Raw genomic sequence first — 6,000 nt, forward strand, 5'->3', positions numbered from 1 at the left:
CATGCCGATGGCGGTCATACCGTCAGGAGGGATATTCGGTCCGGTGCCCATCACCAGAGTCGCGGAGCACCCACATCCGGATCATGTGCTGTTCCATTTCAGCGATACCCATTTCATCGCGGACGATGATCCGCTATACGGCGATGTCGACGCCGATCTGCGATTACAGCAATTGCTCGAGCAAGCCGCGGCCAGCCGGATACAGCCGACCGCCATAGTATTCACCGGCGACCTCACCGATCGGGGCGAGCTTGCCGCATACGCCAAGCTGAAAAGCATCGTCGAGCCATTCGCCGAGCATGTGCGCGCACCCATCGTGTGGGTCACCGGAAACCACGACGACCGTGGCGCGCTGCGCGCCGGGTTGCTCGGCGAGCCGGCCACGGCATCCCCGCTGGACCGTGTACATCTGATCGATGGACTGCGCATCATCGCTCTGGACACTTCGGTGCCCGGTCACCATTACGGCGAGACCTCCGACGAGCAACTGAAGTGGCTGCGCGCGGTGTTGGCCGAACCCGCACCGTTCGGCACCATTCTGGCCATGCACCATCCGCCGGTGCCGTGTGTTCTCGATCTAGCCGTCACCGTGGAGTTGCGCGATCAACGCAGACTCGCCGAGGTGCTCGACGGCAGTGATGTACGTACCATTCTCGCGGGCCATCTGCACTTCTCCACCAGCGCGACGTTCGCGGGAATCCCGGTTTCGGTGGCATCGGCAACCTGTTACAGCCAGGATCTCGGCGTCGCGCACGGTGGCCTGCGCGGCCGTGATGGCGCGCAGGCCTTCAATTACGTGCACATCTATCCGGAGACTGTGGTGCACTCGGTGGTTCCCATCGACCGGGGCCCTACAGTCGGCGCCTCCGCGACGCCGGAGCAGGCGCGGCACCGTCTGGCAGCCCAGGGCATCGTGATCCCGCCCGCTACGCGCGTACCGAACGTCATGCGGCGCCAGGCGTCGACGCCAGAAGCTGGTGACGAGGCGGTTCGGTGAGCCGCTCCCACGGCGCAGGCTCCGGGTAGTACTCGGCGAGGAACTCCCCGACGATCCGTGCCCGCTCCGCCTCCGCGACCTCGGGGAAACTGCCGTCGTTGAGGCAGAAGAAATCGACGTCGCGGCAACGTGCCAACCCTTCCAGCAGTGCCAGCCCCGCATGGCTGGTCGTATCGACATAGCACACCATCGCTGCCTCCTGCGGCACCGCACGACCGGTCAGCAGAGCGTAGTAGTGATATAGCGAATTGGTGACCGAGATGTCGGTGGCCGCCCGGAAGCGGCTCGCGCTCGTACGCGCGAAATCGACGGCGAATTCCTCTTCCATCTCATGCAACACACTGCGGCGCAGCGGCACTGGCGTGTGCTCCAGATGACGTGTGATGACGTGACCGAACCGCTCGGCGAGCAATGCCCGGTTCACCCGCGCGGCATTCTCGAAACCGCTGCGCCGCTCATTGTTGTGCCCTGGACCGATCCTGGTGTCGGCCTCGATGAACCGGCTCACTCCGCCCGGAGTGAAGAATATCGATGGAAGCACCGGCCGGGCGAAGAACATGTCGTCATTGGAATACAGGAAGTGCTCGCTGAGACCTTCTATGTGCTGCAATTGGGCTTCGACCGCATGTGAGTTGAAGACCGGCAAACCCGCGGTATCGCGGAAATGGTCCACCGCGCGCACCACGGTCACCTTCGGATGCGCGGACAACCAATCCGGCACCGCGGAATCAGTCGCAAGGAAGATCCGGCGGATCCACGGCGCGTTCTTGTGCACCGACCGCAGAGCATACTTCAGCTCGTCGATCTGCCGAATTCTGGCATCCGCGTCATCGCCTTCGCCCATCACGACCTGAGTGAGCATACCGGCGCGACGGGCACGGAACTCGGGGTCGGAGCCGTCCACCCAGGAGAACACCAGGTCGATGTCGAATCCGATGTCACTGGGCTGCGGCGCGAACATATCCACCAGAGTGAGCCACGTCCGATCGAACAGCCGCACCTGAGTGCGCTGGACGTCAGCAAGATCGAAAACCGGGCGGGTCAGCGTGTTCGGACGCGGACAGGCTACCTTGTCACCGTAGTACTCCCACAGTTCCAGATCCACATGATGCGCAGGATCGCTATCGCGCCCGAGCCGGAAAATGTTGGACTGCAATTCCACACAGGAGAATCCGGCCGACACCGCCAGCGCCGTCACCCGACGCACCATCATCCGGTGCACCGAGTCGACGGCGAGCACGAGCCGGTGCCCGCTGCCGCGCACGAGCAGAAACGGCACCTCCGCCGTTGCCAATTCCGCACGCAGATAACCCAGATCCTCGATCACCGCCGCGGATACGGCGAGGTTGCTCACCATCGGCCGCCGCATCTTTTCCACTGCCCCCGAGTTCACTGTCACCCTGTCCGCCATGACTATCTCCACATCCGTCTATCCACCGGTTTCCGAGTCCATCCGGAGTACCGCACCGAGCGGCGCCTGCGTCGATGCACTTGCATCGACGGGTAAACCGCGCGCCCTGCGCGGTGACATTCAGAAATGGGGAAGAGTGCCGTAGCGGGAGTACGACGAATTGACCACCCGGTAAGCATTGGTTACCTGATAAATAGACGATTGGCGGATCATTTCGTTTCACCTCGCTCACGGTCGGACGCCGAAGCGTCATGAATCAAGAGCGCTGCACTCGTGCGCGGCACGGCCGGGAGGACACGGGCAGCAGCCGAGCCGGACGACCATCGGCCGGCAAGGAAGGATGCCACAAAGTAACAAAAGACATCCGTACAAATGATGCACCGCTGTCGGCGCGACGTCAATCAGAAGAATCGGTCCCATCCAGCCCGTTCGCTACCCGTTCACCGGAACTTCCGGCCCGACCGCATCTACCGCGCCCACCCACACCCTCTCCGCTGTCTGGTGTGTCGCCGTGCGATGTAACGTTGACGTAACGCCGAACAGCGCGGGCTCCTGGTCCAGGCTCCTCTGCCGACATCGCCCGCAGAATAACCGACCACAGCGCCTGCGCTGTTTCCGTGGATACAAGCGCATGAGCACAACACTAGCGCGTAGGCGGAGGTAAATCGCGCGCGATCCGGAAGCATCGAATTACACACCCGTTCACGACAGGCAAAGTCCGACTGGAAAACACTTTCGAGCAATTCAGCGACTACTTCCCGATCAGCTCTTTTCCTCGATACGATTACCGGAGACGATCGACTGAAGGGGACCGGAATGACCACCGATTACGACGAAGACCGCGTCGCCGAGCAATACAGACGAGCCAAAGAACAGCCCTGGCGATCGCAAGTCGAGACCTATTCTCTCATGAAACTGATCGGCGACTTGAACGGCAAGAAAGTAATCGATATCGCTTGCGGTGAAGGTTACTTCACCCGCTTGCTCCGGCGAGCGGGTGCAGCGGAGGTGACTGGTATCGACATCTCCCACCGGATGGTCGAACTAGCCCGCGCACAAGAAACAGCCGATCCGCTCGGCATCGAATACCAGGTTGCCGATGCCAGAAAGACCGTGCCACAGCAAGACTTCGACCTAGCGGTATCGGCCTGGCTGTTGAACAACGCCCGCGAGCGCATGGAATTGGCACAGATGTGCCAGGGGCTGGCATGCCGACTTCGCCCCGGTGGGCGCTTCGTGACCCTTACGACAAATCCCGGTGTGTACTTCTTCGATCCACTTCCGGATTACCGAAAATATGGATTCGATATGACATTGGCAGATCATGTCTACGAGGGAGCTCCCATCCTGTGGACCATCGATTTGGGCGACTCCGAGTTGAAACTCGAAAATTATTATCTACCTATCAGCGCGTATGAGGCGGCATTCCGGAAAGCGGGCTTCTACAATATCGTGACCCACCCACTCGAACTCGCTCCGAACGCACGTACCGCCGGTACCGAAAATTACTGGAAAGTTTTCCTCGACAACCCTATCGTCACCTTGCTGGACTGTGTGAAGTCCTGACTGCGCCGGCTGTGACAGCATGGGGCCGGACACGCTCGACCTCCCTCACTCCGGCCCGGATCGCTCGTCACTTGATCGTGGTCCGGACAAAGAGTGCAGCGCCAGCGAACCGGGGACGATGCACTCTAGACTGCTAGGCAAGCAGTGATACAGCCTGCCGCTCGCGACGATCTATGAGGTGACGAAGATGGCAGCCGGAGCGAATCCCGCCCGATGTCAACACGACTCGATGTGTCATCCCGTGCTGAAGGCGCTCCCCGAATGGCCCCTGGAAACCATCGGCGTGTTGGTGACGACCGATCTGGAACCATACGCGATTCCGGTGTCTTGGCCGGCGCGGGCCGGTGATCGACAGTTACTGATCAGCCTGAAATCCGATCGCGGCTCGCTGGCGCGACTGCGGGACCGTCCTGAAGTGGCGCCGCTGATTCTCGGCGGCGGCAATGTAGCGATGTGCGGGCGCAGAACGATGCACCTGATTGCCGAGCAGATACCCGACGCCGAAAACTATACCGCTGTTCGCATCGATACCGACGCGATCGATGAACACCGCCAGTCGGCCTTCGCGGTCGCGCAGGGCATTCAACACACGGTGCTCGACGACGAAAGCGAGCTGCGCGCACTGCGGAACCTGGTGCGCACGCTGCAGTCCTGGGTAGGGAACCATGAAATGAAGCAAGCCGATGTTTTCGGATAGCAAGAAAGGAAGCGGCACAACCGTGCCGCGCGGAAGGAGATCATGAGCGTCACTTTGGCCAAAGGCGGCAATGTTTCGTTATCCAAGCAAGCGGCGAACCTCACCAAGATATCGGTGGGTCTCGGCTGGGATGTGCGGACCACCACCGGCGCCGACTATGACCTCGATGCCAGTGCGCTGGCATGCGGGCCGAATCTGCGAGTGCTGTCCGATCAGCACTTCGTCTTCTACAACAATCTGCGTTCCCCCGAAGGGTCCATCGAACACACCGGCGACAACCTCACCGGTGCGGGCGAAGGCGATGATGAGGTTATCAACGTCGACCTCACAGCCACTCCGCCGAACATCACGAATATCTTCTTCCCGGTGTCCATCCACGACGCCGATGCGCGCGGGCAGTCATTCGGTCAGATCCGCAACGCCTTCATCCGCGTCGTCGACGCCAATACCGGTGCGGAACTGGCCCGCTACGACCTCACCGAAGACGCTTCCACCGAAACAGCCATGATCTTCGGCGAACTGTACCGCCACAACAATGAATGGAAATTCCGCGCCATCGGCCAGGGGTACGCGTCCGGACTTGCGGGGATCGCCCGCGACTATGGCGTCAACGTTTGATCACATCGAATTCCATGCCCGCCGCGTATCCTTCCGCTCGGCATCGAGCAGAAGGATACGCGGCGAAACTCGGCAAAAACATTACGGCATATGGGGGTTTCTCAATGCCCTCCTGCGACCCGGCTCGTCATCGATAGGGGTCAGACGTAGGTGTAGGTAACCGCATTACTGGTGCCGCCTCCGGTGGTGACGGTGACACCGACCGGGCCGGGAGAGCCTGGAGGTGCCACAGCGGTGATCTGCGTATTGGAGTTGATGGTGAAGGAAGTCGCCGGAATCGCACCGAAGAGCACCGTGGTGGCGCCCATGAAATCGTTGCCGGTGAGGGTGACGGAGTTGCCGCCGGCTGCAGGACCCGAATTCGGGCTGAGCGAGGTGAGCCGGGGTGCGCCGCGGTAGGTGTAGACGACACTGTTGCTGGTACCGCTCGGGGTGGTGACCGTGACATTCACACTGCCTGTACCTGCGGGCACCGTGGCCCTGATCCGGATGTCGGACAGGACGGTGAAGGAAGTCGCCGGGGTCGCACCGAAGAGCACGGTAGTGGCGCCGGTAAGTCCTGTGCCGTTGATATTGACCTGGTTGCCACCGGAGGTGGGCCCTTGTGCTGGGTTGATCGAGGTGAGCACAGGTGCGGCAAGGTAGGTGTAGACGACGCCGTTGCTGGTACCTCCGATACTGGTGACGGTGACAGTGACCGGTCCGACACTC

The 6,000-nt window shown here is 61.4% G+C and carries 6 protein-coding genes; 4 read left to right on the forward strand and 2 right to left on the reverse strand.

Annotated features, from left to right (window positions below):
- Nucleotides 1-7 precede the first annotated feature (7 nt).
- Entirely contained in the window at nt 8-997 is a 990-nt protein-coding gene (locus ACX4ZE_RS07225; protein ID WP_480272517.1) for a phosphodiesterase, read from the forward strand.
- On the opposite strand, the gene ACX4ZE_RS07230 is transcribed toward ACX4ZE_RS07225, so the two are convergent.
- Entirely contained in the window at nt 945-2,408 is a 1,464-nt protein-coding gene (locus ACX4ZE_RS07230) for a stealth family protein (RefSeq protein WP_480272518.1), read from the reverse strand. The two genes, ACX4ZE_RS07225 and ACX4ZE_RS07230, sit on opposite strands and share 53 nt — an antisense overlap.
- A gap of 816 nt (nt 2,409-3,224) precedes the next feature.
- Here ACX4ZE_RS07230 and ACX4ZE_RS07235 point away from each other — a divergent pair.
- From ACX4ZE_RS07235 to ACX4ZE_RS07245, 3 genes are all read left to right on the forward strand, one after another.
- Nucleotides 3,225-3,974 (forward strand): class I SAM-dependent methyltransferase, encoded by a 750-nt coding sequence (locus tag ACX4ZE_RS07235; RefSeq protein WP_480272519.1) that lies wholly within the window; start codon nt 3,225-3,227, stop codon nt 3,972-3,974.
- Between the two features lie 415 nt (nt 3,975-4,389).
- Nucleotides 4,390-4,671, forward strand: a complete 282-nt coding sequence (locus tag ACX4ZE_RS07240) for a hypothetical protein (protein WP_480272520.1) — start codon at nt 4,390-4,392, stop codon at nt 4,669-4,671.
- A gap of 42 nt (nt 4,672-4,713) precedes the next feature.
- Nucleotides 4,714-5,289 (forward strand): TerD family protein, encoded by a 576-nt coding sequence (locus ACX4ZE_RS07245; protein WP_480272521.1) that lies wholly within the window; start codon nt 4,714-4,716, stop codon nt 5,287-5,289.
- Between the two features lie 140 nt (nt 5,290-5,429).
- Here the strand turns inward: ACX4ZE_RS07245 and ACX4ZE_RS07250 are convergent.
- A partial coding sequence (locus ACX4ZE_RS07250; protein ID WP_480272522.1) for an IPT/TIG domain-containing protein occupies nt 5,430-6,000 on the reverse strand: 571 nt, incomplete at its 5' end.

The organism is Nocardia sp. TBRC8007 (genome assembly GCF_056629435.1).

Coding starts and splice junctions, on each gene's coding strand:
- ACX4ZE_RS07245 (WP_480272521.1), top strand. CDS start 4,714: ATGAGCGTCACTTTGGCCAAAGGCGGCAATGTTTCGTTATCCAAGCAA.
- ACX4ZE_RS07230 (WP_480272518.1), bottom strand. CDS start 2,408: ATGGCGGACAGGGTGACAGTGAACTCGGGGGCAGTGGAAAAGATGCGG.
- ACX4ZE_RS07235 (WP_480272519.1), top strand. CDS start 3,225: ATGACCACCGATTACGACGAAGACCGCGTCGCCGAGCAATACAGACGA.
- ACX4ZE_RS07225 (WP_480272517.1), top strand. CDS start 8: ATGGCGGTCATACCGTCAGGAGGGATATTCGGTCCGGTGCCCATCACC.